Source organism: Maribacter flavus (assembly GCF_008386635.1).
In the GTDB taxonomy this organism is placed as follows: Bacteria; Bacteroidota; Bacteroidia; order Flavobacteriales; family Flavobacteriaceae; genus Maribacter; species Maribacter flavus.
The window spans coordinates 748,694-766,565 of record NZ_VUOE01000002.1 but is presented as its reverse complement, the minus strand read 5'-3'; the positions used below and the strand labels follow the sequence as shown (position 1 = coordinate 766,565).

At 42.7% G+C, this 17,872-nt stretch carries 15 protein-coding genes; 6 read left to right on the top strand and 9 right to left on the bottom strand.

The annotated features are described in order from the left end of the window. Nucleotides 1-263: 263 nt before the first annotated feature. Nucleotides 264-1,028, top strand: coding sequence for an XRE family transcriptional regulator (locus tag F0361_RS13650; protein WP_154919323.1), 765 nt, complete (start codon nt 264-266; stop codon nt 1,026-1,028). A 2-nt stretch (nt 1,029-1,030) separates the two neighbouring features. Here F0361_RS13650 and F0361_RS13645 read toward each other — a convergent pair whose 3' ends face one another. The 4 genes from F0361_RS13645 to F0361_RS13630 form a co-directional block, all read right to left on the bottom strand. After that, complete coding sequence (locus F0361_RS13645; RefSeq protein WP_154919321.1) at nt 1,031-1,459, bottom strand: GNAT family N-acetyltransferase; 429 nt, start codon at nt 1,457-1,459, stop codon at nt 1,031-1,033. A gap of 248 nt (nt 1,460-1,707) precedes the next feature. Next, complete coding sequence (locus tag F0361_RS13640) at nt 1,708-2,415, bottom strand: hypothetical protein (protein WP_154919319.1); 708 nt, start codon at nt 2,413-2,415, stop codon at nt 1,708-1,710. Between the two features lie 198 nt (nt 2,416-2,613). Continuing rightward, on the bottom strand, nt 2,614-4,299 hold the full coding sequence (gene ggt, locus F0361_RS13635) for a gamma-glutamyltransferase (protein ID WP_154919317.1): 1,686 nt from the start codon (nt 4,297-4,299) through the stop codon (nt 2,614-2,616). Between the two features lie 5 nt (nt 4,300-4,304). Next, nucleotides 4,305-4,910 carry an acyl carrier protein phosphodiesterase gene (locus tag F0361_RS13630; RefSeq protein WP_138258205.1) on the bottom strand — a complete coding sequence of 202 codons (606 nt, stop codon included), beginning with the start codon at nt 4,908-4,910 and terminating at the stop codon, nt 4,305-4,307. Nucleotides 4,911-5,004: 94 nt separating this feature from the next. Between F0361_RS13630 and glmM the strand changes: the two genes are divergently transcribed. Beyond that, nucleotides 5,005-6,393, top strand: coding sequence for a phosphoglucosamine mutase (gene glmM, locus F0361_RS13625; RefSeq protein ID WP_154919314.1), 1,389 nt, complete (start codon nt 5,005-5,007; stop codon nt 6,391-6,393). On the opposite strand, the gene F0361_RS13620 is transcribed toward glmM, so the two are convergent. Further along, a complete protein-coding gene (locus F0361_RS13620; RefSeq protein WP_154919312.1) occupies nt 6,390-7,379 on the bottom strand; it encodes a sterol desaturase family protein in 990 nt (329 codons plus the stop codon). The two genes, glmM and F0361_RS13620, sit on opposite strands and share 4 nt — an antisense overlap. Nucleotides 7,380-7,469: 90 nt before the next feature. After that, entirely contained in the window at nt 7,470-8,378 is a 909-nt protein-coding gene (locus F0361_RS13615; RefSeq protein WP_317131738.1) for a lysophospholipid acyltransferase family protein, read from the bottom strand. 46 nt (nt 8,379-8,424) lie between these two features. Between F0361_RS13615 and F0361_RS13610 the strand changes: the two genes are divergently transcribed. Together F0361_RS13610 and F0361_RS13605 are read left to right on the top strand one after the other, a co-directional pair. Beyond that, on the top strand, nt 8,425-9,078 hold the full coding sequence (locus F0361_RS13610; RefSeq protein ID WP_154919310.1) for a rhomboid family intramembrane serine protease: 654 nt from the start codon (nt 8,425-8,427) through the stop codon (nt 9,076-9,078). Nucleotides 9,079-9,211: 133 nt separating this feature from the next. After that, the gene (locus F0361_RS13605; RefSeq protein ID WP_154919308.1) at nt 9,212-10,864 is read left to right on the top strand and encodes a FimB/Mfa2 family fimbrial subunit; all 1,653 of its coding nucleotides are present in this window, start codon (nt 9,212-9,214) and stop codon (nt 10,862-10,864) included. Nucleotides 10,865-10,933: 69 nt separating this feature from the next. On the opposite strand, the gene F0361_RS13600 is transcribed toward F0361_RS13605, so the two are convergent. Both F0361_RS13600 and F0361_RS13595 read right to left on the bottom strand, forming a co-directional pair. Further along, complete coding sequence (locus tag F0361_RS13600) at nt 10,934-12,067, bottom strand: TlpA disulfide reductase family protein (protein WP_154919306.1); 1,134 nt, start codon at nt 12,065-12,067, stop codon at nt 10,934-10,936. 105 nt (nt 12,068-12,172) lie between these two features. Then, nucleotides 12,173-12,667, bottom strand: a complete 495-nt coding sequence (locus tag F0361_RS13595) for a hypothetical protein (RefSeq protein ID WP_138258211.1) — start codon at nt 12,665-12,667, stop codon at nt 12,173-12,175. A 94-nt stretch (nt 12,668-12,761) separates the two neighbouring features. On the opposite strand from F0361_RS13595, the gene F0361_RS13590 reads away from it, so the two are divergent. After that, nucleotides 12,762-15,668 carry an FAD-binding and (Fe-S)-binding domain-containing protein gene (locus F0361_RS13590; RefSeq protein ID WP_154919304.1) on the top strand — a complete coding sequence of 969 codons (2,907 nt, stop codon included), beginning with the start codon at nt 12,762-12,764 and terminating at the stop codon, nt 15,666-15,668. Here the strand turns inward: F0361_RS13590 and F0361_RS13585 are convergent, their stop codons facing one another. Continuing rightward, complete coding sequence (locus tag F0361_RS13585; RefSeq protein ID WP_154919302.1) at nt 15,669-16,523, bottom strand: UDP-2,3-diacylglucosamine diphosphatase; 855 nt, start codon at nt 16,521-16,523, stop codon at nt 15,669-15,671. Nucleotides 16,524-16,797: 274 nt separating this feature from the next. Between F0361_RS13585 and aroC the strand changes: the two genes are divergently transcribed. After that, entirely contained in the window at nt 16,798-17,862 is a 1,065-nt protein-coding gene (gene aroC, locus F0361_RS13580; RefSeq protein ID WP_154919300.1) for a chorismate synthase, read from the top strand. Nucleotides 17,863-17,872: the final 10 nt, after the last annotated feature.

Sequence of the window (17,872 nt, the reverse complement as noted above, 5' to 3'; positions counted from 1 at the left end):
CCATGCTCATCTTCTCAATTTCGATAATAAATCAAAAATCAATTCGAATGTCCGGTCGAGCGCAGTCGAGACCTAATCCAAATGATTCGAAACAATAAACCTCTCTACAGCGCTCGAGGTTACTAATTGTATATTTTGATTTATCTGATATCAATTTTCTTTTAATTGATTTTGTAATTATTCCAAAATTATGGATTTATTCCTAATTATGGAAATAATCCAAATTTTATTTTGGAAATAATCCATATTGACTATATTTGAATATGGAAAACGAATTGACACTCAAAAGATTTACCGATGTTCGCCGGGAATTGGGCTTCACTCAGGCCGAGTTTGCGGAGCTCCTCGGCGTTAAGAATACCACCGCCGATATTGAACGGGGTAGGACCAAATTATCCGGTAAAGTGGTAGCGGAACTTCTAAAACAATTTAAAATCAATCCCTTGTGGTTGTTCGGTGAAAGTGACAACCAATATTTGGAAACCTCCAAAACGAGCGTCATTCCCAAAGTGGTCACCGTGGACAGTGCCGATCGGGACAATATGGTGTTGGTCAATGCAAAGGCAGCGGCAGGTTATCCACAGAATATTTCGGATACCAGCTGGTACCAACAATTGCCGGCATTCGATTTGCCCATACCGGAGTTCCGGAATGCCACCTACCGGGGTTTTCAGGTAGAGGGAGATAGTATGTTACCCAATTTGCGTCCAGGCGAATGGGTATTGGCGAGGGCCATAGAACATATTGACCATGTGAGTCCCAATAAAATGTATGTGGTGGTCTTGCTAGATTCCGTGATGGTGAAGAAAATCGAGAAAAGGCCCAATTCCAATAACATTACCTTGGTTTCCTTAAACGAATCCTATCCACCGTATGATATCAAACCTTTTTTGATCCAGGAAATCTGGGAAGTGAGCAGTAAGATTACCTTTAATGTGGATGCCACTACGGACAATGGCTTGCTAAAGCAGTTACAGGAATCCATGCAGGAACTTAAAAACCAATTACAGCACGTAAAAAAGGTATAGGGCTACTGGAATTTTTTAATGTACAGTCCGCTGTTCTTCAAGGTAAATCCCAGACTTTTATAGAGACCGATGGCAGCCGTTCTGTGATGCCCGCTGAAAAGGAGCACATCATTAAGTTGTCTTTTTTCAGCCTGAAGTAAAAGTATATCCATTAATTTCCTGCCGATGCCCCTTCCCCGATGGGTTTCGGAAACGACGACATCCTCGATCATACCTTTATATCCCGATACCACCTTATAATTTGCCATCATCGCAATCCCGATGAGTTCATTATTCTCCAAGCAAACGGCAATATCTATATAACCCTCTTCTTTAAGAATTGTTTTCAGGGAAAGTTGTTTTAATTCGGCATTGAGTTGCAGGTATAATTTTGAAAGTTGTTCTTGTAGGCTTTCAGTTACGTCTTTCTTGGATAAGAGTTTTATTTCCATTGTTTTGGCTATTGGCTGTTTGTTGATGGCAAAATCTACATTTTTCACTTTCCGCTAAATGCTATGCGCCATAAGCTATGCGCAAATCGCTTTAAATTTTGAATCTCATGCTTCCAAAAACTATTTGCTAACAGCTATTCATTTTTCACTTTACATTTTTCACTTTGCCCTCTGAACTCTGAACTCTACATTCGCAACTAAACCCATTTTTTTGTACTTGAGTTTGTATTTGTAATTGAATTTTTAGATTACTGATTATACCCCCTTACCTCTCCCATGGAAAATTCCAGTGGACCCATTACATGGGACTTGGGTAGAAACGCACCACTTTCCGTCACCAGCCATTCATCCCAGGTGGCCTCCACACCGCCAATAGGGATAATTTTGACCCACATCTTAAAACTTTTCGGGAAACCACTGGGTTGTAAAACCCATAAATAAGAATCCCCCGGGGTAGAACCTCCGCTGTTGTAGGTCACCAAAAGTCCGTCTGAACCATCTTCCAAGGGTACGACTTCCCTTTGGGTTCCGGGGTCAAAAACCTTGTACGGGGCCACCAGCCAAAAAGAATCGTTGTTGAACATGGAAATAGCTTTTGCCACTACGTCTTCATTTTCATTGGCATTGAGGCGTTCCCCATTCCTAAAACCAATGCTGGAACTGGTATTGATCAAATCCAATTCCACTCGGTACTCATCCCATTGTACTTCTGCTTTTCTCAATTGCCGGTCCCACTTGTACAAATGCGAACCGTTTCGTAGGGACCACTCTAAAAATCGGGTGTTTTCATACAATTCATGGTTCAAGGAAGCTAGCATTTTTTCGGCCAAGGCATCCGCCTCAGGACCCGACCTACCCTTGGGCAACGGCTCGTTGAAAATGGCGTAAAGAACCCCCAAGGCGATTACAAATACCAATACGATAATTCCTAGGATTTTCAATAATCTTCTAAGCATACTTTTTTTGTTATTTGTGGCTATTGGCTATTAATATGAAATTCAAGTTAAATGTTTTACCCAATTCCAAAATCTAAATTCTTACTTCAACATTTTCACTTTTAACTTTAACTTTTCATTATTCACTTTGCACTTTAAATTAAATTCATCTTGTACTTGAACTTGTATTTGAACTTTTACTTGAATTTGTACTTGAATTTAAAAACCAACAGCGGCATCATCCCCGCGTCTATCTGCGCCACCTTCCAATTTGCCATCGGCTAGTATTTTAATTGCGTCCACTTTACCAATAATGGGCGTTCTGTCTTCATTGATGATATACCCTTTCGCTTTCATTTCTTCCTTTAAGGTATCGGAAAAACCGTCTGGCTCAAAAATGACCATATCGGGCAACCACTGATGGTGAAAACGTGGCGCGTTTACGGCGTCCTGCATGCTCATATCGAACTCGTAGGCATTTAGGATGGTTTGGGCCACAGCTGTTATAATGGTAGAACCGCCGGGGGTACCCACAACCATCCAAAGTTTTCCATCCTTTTCTACGATTGTTGGGGTCATGCTACTGAGCATTCGCTTTTCAGGGGCAATACTATTGGCTTCGGCGCCTATGAGTCCGAACATATTCGGTACCCCGGACTTGGAACTGAAATCGTCCATTTCATTGTTCAGGAAAAAGCCCAGTTCATCCGAATACAATTTGGAACCATAGGCCCCATTTAAAGTGGTGGTAACGGAAACCGCATTACCTTCAGCATCTACAATGGAGTAATGGGTAGTTTCCATGCTCTCCACGATTTCCACATTCCCTCGTTCTACCTCCGAGGATTTGGTGGCCCTTTCGAAAGAGAAATTCTGCATACGCTCTTTTAAATAGGAATCGCTCAGCAATACATCCAAGGGAATATCAACAAAATCCGGGTCCCCCAAATAATAATTCCGATCCGCATAGGCCCTTCTTGAAGCTTCGGTAAACAATTGAATGGTCTTTGCCGAATTATGGCCAAATTCCGAGAGCTCATAAGGCTCTATCATTTTAAAGATTTGATTGATGGTAACCCCGCCACTGCTGGGCGGACTCATAGATATGATTCGTAGGTCCTTGTACTTAAAAATGATGGGCTGTCGCCAAACCGCTTCATACTTTTCCAGATCTTCCTCAGTAACAAATCCGCCCTTTTCTTGGATAAAGGCCGCCAGTTTTTGGGCGGTTTCCCCCTTGTAAAATCCGTCCCTACCATTTTGGGCAATCCTACGCATGGTATTTGCCAAAGCCGGATAGGAAATGATGTCCCCCTCCTTGAATTCTTGGGCAAACTTGGTGCTATCTCCGTTCACTTGAATGAACAGTTCACGTTGACTGGCCAATCGTTTTTCCTGATTTGCCGTAACCGGCACCCCTTTTTTGGCCAAGGCGATAACAGGTTCAAAAATTTCTTCCAACGGTAATGACCCAAACTTTTTATGAACCTCTATAATTCCCGCCACGGTACCCGGAACACCTACCGCGGTGGCACCCAACGTACTCATATTGGGAATCACATTGCCCAAGGAATCCAGGTACATGTCCTTGTGGCCCGCAAGCGGTGCTTTCTCCCGGTAATCCAGAGCACCAATATCACCATCGGCCTTACGATAGACCATAAAACCACCGCCGCCCAAATTCCCCGCAAAAGGATAGGCGACGACCAAGGCCATTTCTGTGGCGACCATGGCGTCAAAGGCATTGCCTCCCTTTTTCATGATTTCCACGCCAATTTTGGAGGCTTCCTCACGGGCCGAAACCACCATCGTTTTTTCGGTCACGACCCCTGTAGGCGGTACGGGAGCCTTTCGGCACTGAATAAATAATAGAAGGGAGAGCAGCGGTATGTAATATTTTCCCATTTAGTTTAGGTTTGGTTATTGTTAGTTAACAAGGTGTTGTATTTCTGTTTGGAAAAGATAACCAATTCCTCAAAAAAGTCCGTAAACTCCCTCTCAAAATCGCTATAGTGTTCCTCCAGGTCCAAAATCGCAAAATTCATCTTTGACCTGTTCTGGGTCCTGCGGTTCATGCCCCTTAAAACGTTCGCAATTCCCTCCATATTCGCATAATTGAGCAACCAGTTATCGGCAATCATATAGGGTATCATATGTTTGGTGCTATCGGGAAGGAGGGGGTAGTAGGTCTCCAAGGAATCATAAAAATCATCCACGAATCTCTCCAAAGGAATATCGGAATACATATCCCAGTTTTTTGCCAAAAAATGATCATAGTAGATATCCACAATTACCCTACTATAATGACTGTAATTCTTATGCAGCCGTTTACTGCTCATTTTGGGAATTTTATGGGCATCCGTAAAGGTATCTATAGCCCTATGTAATAAAATTCCCTTTTGAATCTTACCGGGCAGGTGTTTGTATTTGTTGCCCCGTATACTATCCGCAATAAAATTGCCAATTGAGACCTCTTCATCGTTAAAGGAAAGATAGATATGGGCCAAGAAGTTCATTGAACCTGAATTTTACTTTAAAAGTCGAATTTACGAATTGAAGAACTTTCAAATTGGTCTAAGCCTTTATATTTGCAAAAACTTACTATTATTTATGACACTCATTAAATCGATTTCAGGCATACGAGGCACCATTGGAGGTAAACCGGGAGACAACCTAACACCCATTGACGCGGTAAAATTTGCCGCTTCCTATGGTATTTGGTTAAAGGACTATTCTAAAAAAGACAAATTGAAAGTCGTGATTGGGCGCGATGCCCGTTTATCCGGTGAAATGATTCAGAATTTGGTGGTTTCCACCCTTGTGGGACTAGGCATCGATGTCATAGATTTGGATTTGTCCACAACGCCTACGGTCGAAATCGCAGTGCCATTGGAAAAGGCCGATGGTGGCATTATCCTTACGGCAAGCCACAACCCAAAACAATGGAACGCACTCAAATTATTGAACGAACGGGGCGAGTTTTTGGACGCCGCCCAAGGTGCCAAGATTTTGGAAATTGCCGAAAAGGAGGATTTTGATTTCTCCGAAGTGGACCACTTGGGTGAAATCATTAAAAACGATAGCTATATTGACATCCATATTGACGAAGTGCTGAACCTTTCCTTGGTAGATGCCGATGTAATCAGAAAAGCAAAATTCAAGGTAGTGGTAGACGGTGTCAATTCCACGGGAGGCATAGCCATTCCGAAGCTTTTGAAGGAATTGGGCGTGGAAGTGGTGAAATTACACTGCGACCCTACCGGTCATTTCCCCCACAACCCGGAACCGTTAAAGGAACATTTAAGAGATATCTGCAAAATGGTCGTGGAGGAAAAAGCCGATTTTGGTATTGTTGTGGACCCAGACGTAGACCGATTGGCCTTTATCAGCAACGATGGGGAAATGTTTGGGGAAGAGTATACCTTGGTGGCCTGTGCCGACTATGTGTTGGGCAAAACCAAAGGAAATACGGTTTCAAACCTGTCTTCCTCAAGAGCCTTACGGGATATTACTGAAAAGCATGGAGGCACCTACGAGGCCGCTGCCGTAGGGGAAGTTAACGTAGTGACCAAAATGAAAACGAACAATGCAATTATTGGGGGCGAAGGAAACGGAGGAATTATTTATCCGGAAAGCCATTATGGAAGGGATGCCTTGGTGGGTACCGCTTTATTTTTGATGTTGATGGCCGAAAAAGGAGGTACCGTAGCTGAACTACGTGCGAGCTACCCTAGTTATTTTATGAGTAAAAAGAAAATTGAGCTGACTCCGGGATTGGATGTGGACGGGATATTATCTGCCATGGCCGATAAATATAAGGACGAGGAAATTTCTACAATTGATGGGGTAAAAATCGATTTCCCGGAGAATTGGGTGCACTTGAGAAAATCCAATACAGAACCCATCATCAGAATTTATACGGAAGCGAAAAGTCAGGAAAAAGCGGATTCCCTGGCGGACCGCATTATTGGTGAAATCAAGGAAGTTGCAGGTCTCTAACCCGACTTATTCGCCAAATAATTTGCGCGTACAATTTTAGATGTTTTATGTTCCCCAGTATGGCTCCATCCTGGGGGCATAAAAATATAGGCCAATTTGTTCTTTATTCCGGGTGCATGATAAACGTCCTTGGCCAAGGCAATGATTTCCCCAAAGTATACATCTATAAAATTACCGCTATTTACTTTTCGGGTGATGCCGTACTCGGGTTTTGTATCCGTTTGTTCTTCTTGATAGGTACCAAAAACCCGGTCCCAGATATTCAATAGATTACAAAAATTGGTATCCATGTATAAAGGATTTCGGGCATGATGTACCCTATGATGCGAAGGTGTAAGCATAATCTTGTTCAAAAACCCAAATCGGGCATCCTTGATCATATTTTCTCCAACATGGATAAAAGCACCGTAGGTACCGTCAATAAACATGATTAAAAACAGCATGGCCGGTTCCACGCCCAACAAAATACAAACCGTAGTTCTAATCGTATCGGCATAGGGAGCTTCCAGAAAAAAATGGGCATAGGTTACGGACAGGTTCATATTTTCCGGTACATGATGCGTGGCATGCAGGCACCAAAAGAGTCGGACTTTATGGCCCAAATAATGGTAGATGAAGTGCCCAAATTCCCAGACTATATAGGCAAAGATGAACCAATACCATGTGGGTCCCGTATTGATCAGGGCGTACGGTTCAAACCACCCAATACATAGCGTCACCATTGCTATGGCTATAAACCGACCTACAAACCTATTGAAAACATAGATAAGAAAATTGACCTTGTAGACCTTGGTTTGAGGTTTTTTGTAAACAAGCCCTAATACAAATTCCAATAATACCAAAAGGGGAATAATTGGAAAAATAAGGCTCTGTACCCCTTCAAAAGTCCTGAAAGAACTGTATTCCCCTGATTTAATAATTTCCCAAGCCTGGGAAATTCCCAAGAATCCAATGATTTCATTGTAAAGCGTATCCAATACCTCCATATGATTTTAGCATTTCAACTAAAATATCAATAAATATTAGAATTTAAAATACTTAAAGGTAGCTGGTTGTATCCTGGGAAGTGAAGGTAGTTAAGATACCTTGGCAAATGAGGCGGGCGTTTTGCCCCTGTGCTTCCATCTTTTATGGGTCCATAAATAATGTTCCGGTCGTTCCCTTATTTGCTGTTCCGTCAATCTAAGGAAGGCTTCGGTAATTTCGTTTTCCTCGGTATTCTTACCGTTTTCGGTAATGGGGATAAATTCGGCCTGATAATAGCCACGTTTGACCTTGCTGACCTTTAGGAAAACGACCGCCAGTCCCATTTTACGAGCCATGGTCTCCGCACCATTGAAAATAGGCACCTTGATACCCATAAATTTGGACCAATATTGTGCCCTGTGGGCCTGTGGGGATTGGTCGCTGACCATTCCAAAAATACCAATGATGCCGTCCCGCTTATCCCTAACTACGGTTTTGACCGTTTGTTGTTGGGTAATCAAGGTCGTGTTCCAACGCCCCCGCACTTTTTTAATGAATCTGTCAAAATACTTGTTCCCTATTTTTTGGTAGACGGCATATCCTTTGGACTGAATATAATTATTCATACTTACATTCCATTCCCAATTGGCGTAGTGGGAGCAGACTACCAGGATACTTCGTTTTTTTTCAATTTCATTGATCACTTCAATGTTAAGTACCTTGTATTTCTTTTTGATCTGTTCCTTGCTCAAATTCATGGACTTTATCATTTCCAGGAACATATCGCACATGTGTCGGTAGAATTCCCTTTCTATTCTATGGATTTCCTCGGGACTTTTATTGGGGAAAACCAAATTCAAGTTTTCCTGAACGACCTTGCGTCGGTACCCAATGACCCTGTACACCAAAAAGAAGGCAAAATTGGAAAAACCATAAAAAAGTGGGTACGGCAAAATGGAAATAATCCACAAAAAAGGATAGGTCAAAATAAAAACCAGTAGTTGCATGGCATCTTTCATACTGGGCAAATATAGCTATATTTGAAAGCATAAATATTGGATTTATATGTACAACTTGGACATCGCCACTATAGCCGTAATTGCAGCAAATATTATGGTTTCCCTGAAAGGTTTTAACGATACGTATTTTTTTGACCGATATAAATTTAGCATTGGTGCCATTAGAAGTGGCCAAAAGGAACGGATGCTTACCTCCGGGTTTCTACATGTAGATGTGGCCCACCTCTTCTTCAATATGTTCACCCTATACTTTTTTGCTGATGTGGTCATTAGCTGGTTCGGGCAGGGAAAATTCATTATTATCTACTTTATAAGCCTTCTAGCAGGGAGTCTCCTGGCCCTGTTCTTTCATAGGGACGAAACCTATTACAGTGCCGTAGGTGCCAGCGGTGCGGTTACGGGAATTTTATATTCGGCCATACTCTTACAACCAAATGATAGTCTATACCTTATGTTCATTCCCATTCCAATTCCTGCCTATGTCCTTGGAATTGGCTATTTATTGTATTCCATTTACGGTATGAAAAGTCGTCTGGGCAATATTGGCCATACTGCACACTTTGGTGGAGCGGTAGGTGGCTACTTGATCACCCTAATTTTTATGCCAAATCTTTTGGCTACGGATACGTTGATGGTCATCTTATTGGCTATACCCATCATACTGCTTTTTGTACTGGCCAAACTGGGAAAACTCAATTAAGTAATACTATTCTTACAGATTTTTACTTTTTATAGTTTTTTTCTTGTATTTTATCGAAAAAGACTACGAAATCATAAGGAATACGGGGTCGGTTCGTTGTTAATGGACTGAATAAAAACCAAATCTTTTACCAATGATAAGAAGATTCCCCATTTTGATTGCCACTATAGGTGCAGTGCTCTTTTCCTGTAGTGACGAAACCACCGTGTATGAAGATCCAAACAACAGGGACAACCTGAGATTGGAGTCCAATGAAACACTTTTGGAAAATAGTGTTTTATATGATAAAGCCGGTGTGCTTGACATCTTGGACGAAGCTACTATAACAGGCAAATACGCTTCCAGCGCAAAGGCACAACCTGCAGGGGATTATCCGTTGACCTTGGTGGCCCAGGTAGATGTACCGTCATTTCAAGGCGGTGAGAACCTGACTGCGTCCCACGTGGCAGTGGAAGGGGACTATGCCTATGTTTCCTACAATACGGTAGATGCCAGTTTTGTCGGTGCCGTGGATATTATAAATGTGAAAAACCCTAGAAATCCAAAGGTGTCCTCAAGACTGTATTATACCAATGCAGACATCAATGCCATTGCACACGATAATGGTTATGTTTATTTGGCAGGGGGAGTTGATTCCGAGCTTTCAGTTACCGCAACCGCCAATTCCTTTGTGGCCAAAATATATGCCCCTGACGGACGATTTGACCTGGATGCCGGAATAACCTATGGTTTTCAGGATGGTTACAATGCCACGGATGTGGAAGTCGTTTCTGATAAAGTGATAGTCACAAGTGGTCAGCAAGGTTTTGTAAGAGTGTATAATAAATCCGATTTAAGCACGGTTGTTGAAGCTCCTTATGCAGATTTAAGGGCCGTTGCGGCCAATGAATCCAACATTGCCGTATTGGATGCCAGTGCAGGCGTTTCTATTTTGGATCAAAGCCTGAATACCATAAAGGACATCGCTATTGATTCCGATTTTGGGGAAAACACGAAGAGAACATTGGATTTTTATGGCCCCAACGTTATTGTTTCGGAAGGCTCCAAAGGCGCCGGGGTCTATAATGGAAGTACGGGTGACTTTGTGGAATATATTCCTATTTTATTGAACCCCGAAACCGTTGACGCTGCCGATGTTGTTACCAATGCCGTGGCAACGAATGACAATGTATTGTTAATGGCAAACGGAGGTGCCGGACTTTGTCTATCCGAAGACAAGGAAAATGCCGATACCAGTTTGGTGGGTATCATCCAATTGGAGGGCTCCATCAACTTTGTGGCCTCCAAAGACGATTTTATTTTCGCCGCTTCTGGTTTGGAAGGCTTGCAAATTATTAAATTGAACAGACCTGATGAAAGTTTGGTGGCCAGATGCTCCAACTTAAGTGGCTACAGCGGTAGTTCTAACTTGAACGTAGATTCAGGATCTACTCAAAGTTACAGAGGTTCAAAACGCTTTTTTGATTTTGATGTGTATGGTGAACTTTTACTTTGTGGCTCCTGGACCGTAAGAAATCAAGTCGTGATACACGAAAATGCCCTATTTGAGTTGAACGGACATTTTGCCGTGGCACGAAATTCCAGAAGGGGAGATGTCACCGTTAAATCAGGTGCGACGCTAAGAATAGAGGGTAACCTGACCATTTACGGGGATTTGATCCTGGAAGATGGTGCATCTGTGGAATTCATCGGAGAAAATAATGCCGTCAACATTTTTGGTTCCGTTACGAGAACGGGAGATACGACCGTAACAGGTACATTTTTAGACGTAAGGGGCAAATTCTAACCGAAACCTGAATAAAATAAAAAAGGCCAAGTGTAAAATCTTGGCCTTTTTTATTCATGAATCTTTCGTTTAATTGAGGAGTTCCGCAACCTTTTCTTCCAGGGCAGGGCCTCGTAAGTTCTTGGCAACAATGACCCCATTTTCATCCAACAGGAATGCGGCAGGTATCGCATCAACATTATAGAGTTTGGCGATTGCATCGTCAAAATAAGCGATGTTGGAAATATGGTTCCATTCCAGTCCGTCGTCCTCAATGGCTTTTTTCCAAGCATCTGCGGTTCTATCCAAAGAAACGCCTACAATGTTCAGTCCTTTATCATGGTATTTTTTATACACTGAAACAATGTTCGGGTTTTCGGCCCTGCAAGGTCGGCACCAAGCGGCCCAAAAATCCACCAAAGTCGCCTTTCCCAATAAATTTTTGAGCTCCAAGGTTTCCCCATTGGGATTTGGACCTGAAAAATTGGGTGCCGTTGCACCAATGGAGGTATTCTTATCGGCTTCTTCGGACGCTTTAAGCCGTTCCAACAAATCCAAAATTCGTTGTCCCGGTTTTGAATCCTTGATTTCAGCCGAAAAAGTATCATATAGTTCCTGTGCTTTGGATGATTCAATGGTCTTTGTACTTATGGACCGCTCCAAAAGCAATGCGGATATCAAGGCATTGGGATTCTCCGAAACAAATTTCGTCTCAAAACCTTGGTATTCTTCGGTAAGTTCCTGCATTTCGTCACGTAGGGCCGCAATATTTTCGGGCGAGCCACCTGAGGTTGTTGCACGCTGTAAATCCTCCTGAATGGATTTCGCCTGCAATGAAATTTTTCGGGATTCCTCCATGTAATTTGCAAAAAAATCATTTTGGGGCGTACCTCCAATATCCGCAAAGCCAAGGCTGTCGATGGATGCCTCAAAATCGATATCGCCATTTTCAAGAATTACGGCGGTATATCCTTGGGCCTTATCCACGAATATGTAATATAACTCTGGTTTTTCTGCCACTCCGGAGAATTCGAATTTTCCTTGGGAAATGGTGGTGGTATCCACTTCAATGGGCTGATTGCCCTCACCAATCGTCTTGAGGAAAACCTGCGTACCATCTTCCAAATCTCCCCGTAAGGATCCATTGATGGTATAGCCATCCATTGATTGGTTACAACTGCTTAGTGCCATGGCACATAGCGAAAACAACAATAAACTTCTCATATCCTATTTTTAGTAAAAAACAAATGTACTATTATCCCATAGGATAAAAAAAGGCCCTTCAAAAATATCTTGAAGGGCCTTTTATTTTTCTTAGGAAGTGAGTCATTAAAATGTATACCGTACACCAAGTCCGATGTCAAAATCAAAATTATCTGAGAAACCGTCATAGCCTAGAACACCTATTTCCGGTCTAAAATCCAATGATAAGAGCAATGGAATGTCAAATTTGTATTCCACCCCAATGTCCCCGGCCGCAAAAATAAAGAGTCCGCCTTCATCGTCTACCCCTGGAATATTTGGAAAATCAACACTTCCCAAACCGCCACCAACGCCGTAGTACCAGTTAAATCCTCCCTCAATGGGTCGTACCCACTGATAAAGCGCGGCTAATTTAAATGCATCGTAGTTCCTACTGTCCCTCCAGCCAAGGTCAAACTCGGCCCTGTTGCTTCTACCTATTGATTTTTGATAGGAAATTTCCGCTCCAAAACCGTCGCTATCGCCCAAACGCAAACCAAGGGCATGATCGGAAATTTCCTGGGCGTTTACTGAAACTGTTCCCACTAACAAGAAAAAGGATAAAATTTTTAAAACTTTCATGTATTCTAGATTTTTGATTAATAACAAAAAGCAACATTGTTGTATATGTTGCTCAGACAATAAAACTTAATTTAGCGGTCAAAATTGTGCTACCTTGAATATATTATTGTCCCATTTACAACTAGAATTAGAAGGAGAACTTCAGATAGACGACCTGTACAAGTCACTATATGCCACGGATGCTTCTGTTTATCGTAAGATTCCCTTGGCAGTGGCATTCCCTAAGTCCAAGGAAGATATCAAAAAGTTGATAGGCTTTGCAAAGGAGCATAAGGTTGGACTAATCCCAAGAACGGCAGGGACTTCCCTTGCGGGACAATGTGTTGGTGATGGTATTGTGGTGGACGTGTCCCGATATTTCACGGAAATAATACATTTAGATACCGAGAAAAAACAGGTAACGGTACAGCCCGGGGTCATCCGCGACGAACTGAACCTATATTTAAAACCGTTCGGTCTTTTTTTTGGCCCCAACACGTCTACTTCGAACCGATGTATGATCGGGGGCATGGTAGGCAACAATTCGTCCGGTACCACATCCATTCAATATGGGGTGACAAGGGACAAAATAGTTTCGCTAAAAACCATTTTGTCCGACGGTAGTGAGGCCGAATTCAAAGCAAGGACAGCCTCTGAATTGGCCAAAATCGAATCATCAGATTCATTTGAAGCTTCTATTTACAAAAGCATATCCAAAGAACTGGCTAATAACGATATAAAAAATGAAATAATCAAAGAGTTTCCCAAGCCGTCCATCCATCGAAGAAATACGGGATATGCGGTTGACGAACTTTTGAAATCCGAAATCTTTGGCGGAGAAAGACCAACGTTAAACTTGGGAGAATTACTATGTGGAAGTGAGGGCACCTTGGCGTTTACTACCGAAATCACCCTCCAATTGGATGACCTGCCACCAAAATTATCGGCCATGGTCGTGACGCATTACCACACTTTGGAGGATTGCCTTATGGATGTTGTTCCTGTCATGGAACATTCCCTTCAGCTTTGTGAAATGATGGACAAGGTAATCCTGGATTGCACCAAAAACAATCGTTCACAATTGGCGAATAGGTTCTTTGTAGAGGGCGACCCAGCCGCGCTGTTGATGTTGCAGGTAAGTGCCGATGATGAGCATGCCTTGGAAACGGAAGTCAAAAAACTGATGGCGACCATTGAAAAATCGGGCTTAAGCTATGCCAGCCCTGTTCTTTTCGGTGAAAATATCAACAAGGCCATAGAGTTGCGAAAGGCGGGCCTTGGGCTGTTGGGAAATATCGTGGGGGATATGAAAGCGGTTGCCTGTATCGAGGATACCGCGGTTGCCGTAGAAGATTTAAAGGATTTTATCGGTGAATTCACCCAAATCATGAAGGGGTACGGGCAAAGTGCGGTGTACTATGCCCACGCGGGAGCGGGCGAACTTCATTTAAGACCGATTCTTAACCTTAAGAAACGGGGAGACGTTACCCTATTCCGCCAAATTACCACGGACGTGGCGAAACTCACCAAGAAATACAAAGGTTCGTTCAGCGGGGAACACGGTGATGGCATTGTCCGCGCTGAGTTTTTGCCCTTAATGATCGGGGAAAGGAACTACGAACTGCTCAAGCGGATCAAGTCCTATTTCGACCCCCATAATATTTTCAATCCGGGGAAAATTGTAGATGCCTATCCCATGGATGAATCCTTCCGCTATGAGATTGACCGTAACGAACCGGAAATAGAGACCTTAATGGACTTTTCGGACAGTGAGGGAATCCTAAAGGCTGCCGAAAAATGCAACGGCAGTGGGGATTGCAGAAAGACCCATCTGATGAATGGCGCCATGTGCCCCAGCTATCACGTTACCAAAAATGAAAAGGACACAACCCGGGGAAGGGCGAACGCCTTACGGGAATTTTTAACGAACCCTAAAAAGACCAATGGTTTTGACAGCCAGGAGCTCAAAGAGGTCTTTGACCTGTGTTTGAGCTGCAAGGCATGTGCCAGCGAATGCCCAAGCAATGTAGATGTCGCTACTTTGAAAGCCGAATTTCTTTACCAATATCAGGAATCCAATGGATATCCTTTACGCGGAAAATTGTTCGCCTACAATACCCAATTAAACAAAATTGGGAGCAAGGTTCCCGGTTTGACCAATGCCGTTTATGGTTCCAAGTTTTTAGGAAAAGTCTTAAAAAAAGCATCGGGCGTAGCACTGGAAAGAGAATTACCAAAAGTGTATAGTTTTAATTTTGATAAATACCTTCAAAATATTAGTAATCAAAAAGATATAAAAAAACAGAAAGTTGTCCTCTATATTGATGAATTCACGAATTATCTGGATATTGAAGTAGGGAAGGACGCCATTGCACTATTGGTGGGTTTAGGATATGAGGTGGAACTCTTTTATGCAGAAAGTGGCCGGACCTTCCTGTCCAAAGGATTTTTAAAACAGGCAAAAAGATTGGCGGAAAAGAATTCTGGTAAGTTAGTTGACTTTGCCAAAAAGGGATGGCCGGTACTTGGCCTGGAACCCTCTGCCGTATTATCTTTTAGGGATGAGTACAAAAGGCTTTTGGCAAATAAAGAGGCATCGGAGTCGATAGCCAATAATTGTTTCCTGATCGAAGAGTTTCTAGCCAACGAGATTCAAGAAGGCAACATAGATGCCTCGTTTTTTACGGAAGTATCGGCAGACATAAAAATCCACAACCATTGCCACCAAAAGGCATTGAGCAATCAAAAAGTAACCTTTGACATTCTCAACTTGCCCAAAAACTATAAGGTTACCATCATTTCTTCAGGTTGTTGTGGGATGGCGGGATCTTTTGGTTATGAGAGGGAACACTACGAAACCAGTATGAACGTAGGCGGGTTAAAATTGTTCCCCGCGGTCAACAACGCATCACCGGAGACTATCATTGCTGCTAACGGTACCAGTTGTAGACATCAAATATTTGATGGCACCAAACGAATCGCCCAACATCCGGTAAGCATATTGGCAAAGGCACTGAAATAATTATGCCCCAGGAGGAAGCATCCTTTTTTGTTCTTCCTTGAGTTCTATGGAAGCGATGAGTTGATAGAGGTTCATTTCCTTAAGGGCTTCGTCCATAAAGAAAGGCGATAGCTTATCGTTTTTATAATGGTACATTTTCCAGCGTTTCAAGGAATATTCCAAGGCAGTTAGATTTTCCACCCAATCCCCGGAGTTCAGATAGGTGACCCTACCACCACGTTTTTCAATATGTTCCTTTTTGGGTGTATGGATATGACCGCAAATGACATGATCGTATCGGTTTTGAATGGCTACGTCGATTACGGTCTCCTCAAAATTAGAAATATACCTTTCGGATTTTTTTTCGTCCTTTTTGATTTTTTTGGACAGGGAGTACTTTTCCTTCCGAAGTCTTTTTAGGAACCAATTGTTCAATTTGTTGACAGTGATCAAAAAACCGAAACCCAGGCTACCAAATTGGGCCACCCATCTGCCATTTATCCAGGGTATATCAAAAACATCGCCATGAAAGAACCACATTTTCTTTCCATGTAAGGTCAAAACCAACTTACGGGAAAACTGAATGTTTCCCAAGGAAATATTTGCCAAGGTTTTGGGTGCCTCATCGTGGTTTCCCATGATATAGTGTACTTCGGTACCCTTTGAGGCCATGGAAACTATTTTCTTGATGACGTTTAAGTGGGACGTTGGAAAGTAGCTTTTCTTAAATTGCCAAATATCCACAATATCACCATTAAGAATGAGGATTTTAGGCTGTATACTGCACAGGTATGCCAGAAGTTCATCGGCGTACGTGTCATACGTACCTAAATGAACATCGGAAATAACGGCAATTTCCAACTTCCGCTTTTTCACCTACTTAAACATCAAATAGTTAACCATTTCTTTTTATTGGGGTATTTTGTCTCTACAAGAAAACCCTCTATTAGGGTTCATCCCTAAAATATTCACAAAATTAAACCTAATGGTATATGCAATGGTTAACTGTCATATCATCAATTGATAAGGATACGGTTAAATTATCATTACCGGCCAAATGAATAGGTTAATTTAAGTTTAAGAGGACTGGATAATTTTCCATAAGGCTATTAAAGTTTACATTTGTAGGTATCTTTTATTAAAAACGATTATGGCGGGTAATTCCTTTGGAAATATATTTAGGGTAACGACATTTGGCGAATCGCATGGCAGGGCCATCGGCGGGGTCTTGGATGGTTGTCCAGCGGGCATCCCATTAGATTTGGAATTGATACAAAAAGACCTGGACAGGCGTAAACCGGGTCAGTCCGCCATAGTAACCCAACGCAAGGAACCGGACGAAGTTGAGATTTACTCTGGGATTTTCGAAGGAAGGACAACAGGGACACCTATTGGATTCGCCATTCACAATACCAACCAGAAATCCAAGGATTACGGCCATATAAAGGATTCCTACCGGCCTTCCCATGCAGACTATGTCTACGACCAAAAATATGGCTTTAGGGACTATAGGGGCGGTGGAAGGAGCTCAGCCCGGGAAACCGCTAGTAGGGTAGTGGCCGGAGCCATAGCCAAACAGTTTTTAAAGGGTATCGAAATCAACGCCTTTGTATCACAAGTAGGCACCCTGAAAATGGAAAAAAGCTATTTGGAACTGGACCTGAAAACGGCAGAAGACAATATCGTTCGGTGTCCGGATCAAGAGATGGCCGTAAAAATGGAGGAATATATTAAAGCCATCAAAAAAGACGGAGATACCATTGGTGGAGTGATCACCTGTGTGGCCAAAAATGTACCCGTAGGGCTGGGAGAACCTGTTTTTGACAAATTGCATGCAGAATTGGGAAAGGCCATGTTGTCCATCAACGCAGTGAAAGGCTTTGAATATGGTAGCGGTTTTGAGGGAGTGACCATGAAGGGCAGCAAACACAATGACCCTTTCAACACGGACGGTTCCACAAAGACCAACCATAGTGGGGGAGTGCAAGGAGGTATCAGCAACGGTATGGACATTTTTTTCAACGTAGCCTTCAAACCTGTTGCAACCGTGATCCAAGGGTATGAGACCATAGACAAGGAAGGGAACATTGTGCAAACCCAGGGTAAAGGAAGGCACGACCCTTGCGTTGTCCCCAGGGCAGTACCCATCGTGGAGGCAATGACAGCATTGGTTCTTGCGGATTATATGCTCCTTTCCAGGGTGAATAAAATTTAATCTTTGGGGG

Coding starts and splice junctions, on each gene's coding strand:
- F0361_RS13650 (WP_154919323.1), top strand. CDS start 264: ATGGAAAACGAATTGACACTCAAAAGATTTACCGATGTTCGCCGGGAA.
- F0361_RS13645 (WP_154919321.1), bottom strand. CDS start 1,459: ATGGAAATAAAACTCTTATCCAAGAAAGACGTAACTGAAAGCCTACAA.
- F0361_RS13640 (WP_154919319.1), bottom strand. CDS start 2,415: ATGCTTAGAAGATTATTGAAAATCCTAGGAATTATCGTATTGGTATTT.
- ggt (WP_154919317.1), bottom strand. CDS start 4,299: ATGGGAAAATATTACATACCGCTGCTCTCCCTTCTATTATTTATTCAG.
- F0361_RS13630 (WP_138258205.1), bottom strand. CDS start 4,910: ATGAACTTCTTGGCCCATATCTATCTTTCCTTTAACGATGAAGAGGTC.
- glmM (WP_154919314.1), top strand. CDS start 5,005: ATGACACTCATTAAATCGATTTCAGGCATACGAGGCACCATTGGAGGT.
- F0361_RS13620 (WP_154919312.1), bottom strand. CDS start 7,379: ATGGAGGTATTGGATACGCTTTACAATGAAATCATTGGATTCTTGGGA.
- F0361_RS13615 (WP_317131738.1), bottom strand. CDS start 8,378: ATGAAAGATGCCATGCAACTACTGGTTTTTATTTTGACCTATCCTTTT.
- F0361_RS13610 (WP_154919310.1), top strand. CDS start 8,425: ATGTACAACTTGGACATCGCCACTATAGCCGTAATTGCAGCAAATATT.
- F0361_RS13605 (WP_154919308.1), top strand. CDS start 9,212: ATGATAAGAAGATTCCCCATTTTGATTGCCACTATAGGTGCAGTGCTC.
- F0361_RS13600 (WP_154919306.1), bottom strand. CDS start 12,067: ATGAGAAGTTTATTGTTGTTTTCGCTATGTGCCATGGCACTAAGCAGT.
- F0361_RS13595 (WP_138258211.1), bottom strand. CDS start 12,667: ATGAAAGTTTTAAAAATTTTATCCTTTTTCTTGTTAGTGGGAACAGTT.
- aroC (WP_154919300.1), top strand. CDS start 16,798: ATGGCGGGTAATTCCTTTGGAAATATATTTAGGGTAACGACATTTGGC.